The organism is Treponema endosymbiont of Eucomonympha sp., from assembly GCF_001028545.1.
The window spans coordinates 1-1994 of the sequence record NZ_BBPW01000126.1; the positions used below are offsets into that span (position 1 = coordinate 1).

General features: G+C 56.3%; 2 protein-coding genes. Both read right to left on the reverse strand.

Annotated elements, in window-relative coordinates; translation table 11 throughout:
• Positions 1–6: 6 nt before the first annotated feature.
• The gene (locus tag AWU74_RS05235) at positions 7–477 is read right to left on the reverse strand and encodes a hypothetical protein (RefSeq protein ID WP_062328336.1); all 471 of its coding nucleotides are present in this window, start codon (positions 475–477) and stop codon (positions 7–9) included.
• 33 nt (positions 478–510) lie between these two features.
• Positions 511–1994: DEAD/DEAH box helicase (locus tag AWU74_RS05240; RefSeq protein WP_062328339.1), on the reverse strand; the 1484-nt coding region annotated here is incomplete at its 5' end.

Consider the following 1994-nt stretch of genomic DNA (forward strand, 5'->3'; position numbering starts at 1 on the left):
TGCTCGTTAATCTCTGATCTTCTTGCCCTCCCCCTTAAGTTCATTGCTCTTTTCCTGCAATTCAAGCGCAAACTGCGCTTGTACTTGTTCCTGCGCTTTCGCGTATGCTTTTTTCACCTCGTCGCTGACGCGTTTTTCCGCTCCCAACTGCACCGCGTGTTTCTGCTCTTCAAGCTCGCGTTCTTTTTGCAGCAGCGCGCGTTCTTTTTCGCGGTAAGCGCTAACCTGCTGGCTCGCCCGCGCAAGTTCGTCGCTCTTGTCCTGCAATTCGAGCGCAAACGTCTTTTGCGCCCACGCGAGGGCTTCTTCTTTCGCCTTTTTTACTTCTCCGCCATATTGCGCCGTATACTGCGCCATAAGTTTTTGTTCGATTTCGTTTCGCACCGTGTCTTCGAGCTGATGCGTGATAGCTTCGGTGAGCGGGAATCCCTTATGGCAATAGGGACACACGATGTTATTGCTGAGGTTTTGTTCCACGCGGGTATCCTTATTGCAGGAAGTGCTGAGCGGCTATGGTTTTTTTCCAAGCAGCGTTTTGAGCTTTGCGAGCAAGCCTGATTTCTTCGGCGCGGATTTCGCTAGCGGTTCGGCGTGTTCTTGCGCCGGAATGTTTTGTCTTTGTACGGACTGCTGTCGGTTCCGGGTATCCGGTGTACGCCTAGTCCGCTGTCCGCCGCCTCTGTTTGAAGGCTGCCGTCCGGCGTTTCCGCCTTCCGCACTTTTTCGCGCCTCCGCGCGGGGCTCGCCTTGCTGTTTCTGCTGCTTCCGCGATTCGCCGCCGCTTTGTCCGGTGTCTTTTCGTGCGGTTTCCGCTGACGAATTGCCGCCGCGCCTGCCGTATTTATTGCGGTAGATTTTCATGCGTTCTTCAAACGGCATCTTTGCCAAATCATCGTATTCTTTTTCTGTGAAACGGCTGCCGCTTTGCCTGCTGCGAACACCCTCAGACGCACGGGGCGCGCTGTCGGTTTTTGCGCCGCGCCGGTCGGGTTGTTCGCGCCGTTCCGCCGGATTCTGCCGCGTGCCGGACGAAAGCCGCTGTCCGCGTTCCGGTCTTTCGCCGTCATATCCGTTTCTCCGGCGTTCGTCTCGGCGCGGCCGGTCATCGTCGTCGCGCAAGCCGTAGGTGTCGAGCTTTATGTAGACGTTTTTGCTTTTATCCTCTATAAACAGCGATTCGTCCGCCATGCTGGACGGAATCTGAGCGCCGATATAGCGCTCTATCGGCACCAGATTGTACACGTCCTGCTCGCTGCAAAACGTGTAGGCTTTGCCGGTTTTTCCGGCGCGGGCGGTGCGCCCGACTCGGTGCACGTAGTTTTCCGATTCATTCGGCAGGTCGTAGTTCACCACCATTGCAAGGTCGTTCACGTCGATTCCCCGTGCCGCAACGTCGGTGGCGACGAGGCACGAGATTGAGCCGCCTTTGAACGAGTTGAGCACTTCCAAGCGTTTCGTCTGCGGCAGGTCGCCGATGATAAACTCGCTTTCTATGCCGTTCAGCCTGAGCCGCTTTGCCACGATTTCGGAGGCGCGTTTGGTATTGCAGAATATGAGCACGCTTTCGGGCTTTTCGCGGGACAGAATGCCCAGCAAAAGCCGCATTTTGTCGCCGCTGGAAACGTGGTAGAGCGTCTGGTCGATTTCCGCCACGGTAACGGTTTCGGCTTCAATTGTGATTTCGGCGGGGTTTGTCGTGTATTCCCACGCGAGGTTTTTGACATACGTGTTGAGCGTTGCGCTGAAGAGCATCGTCTGGCGGCTGCCGCTTTCCGGCAGCGTCTTGATAAGCTTCCGCAAGTCGGGGTAAAAGCCCATATCGAACATGCGGTCGGCTTCGTCAATAACGAGGAACGCGACGTTGGACAAATCCAGCGTGCCGGATTCCTGCAAGTCTATGACACGACCCGGCGTTCCAGAGATGATATCGACGCGGTGCTTCCGCGTTTCGGTTTGGTCGGTGTAGCCGACGCCGCCGGAAACACTGGCCCAAA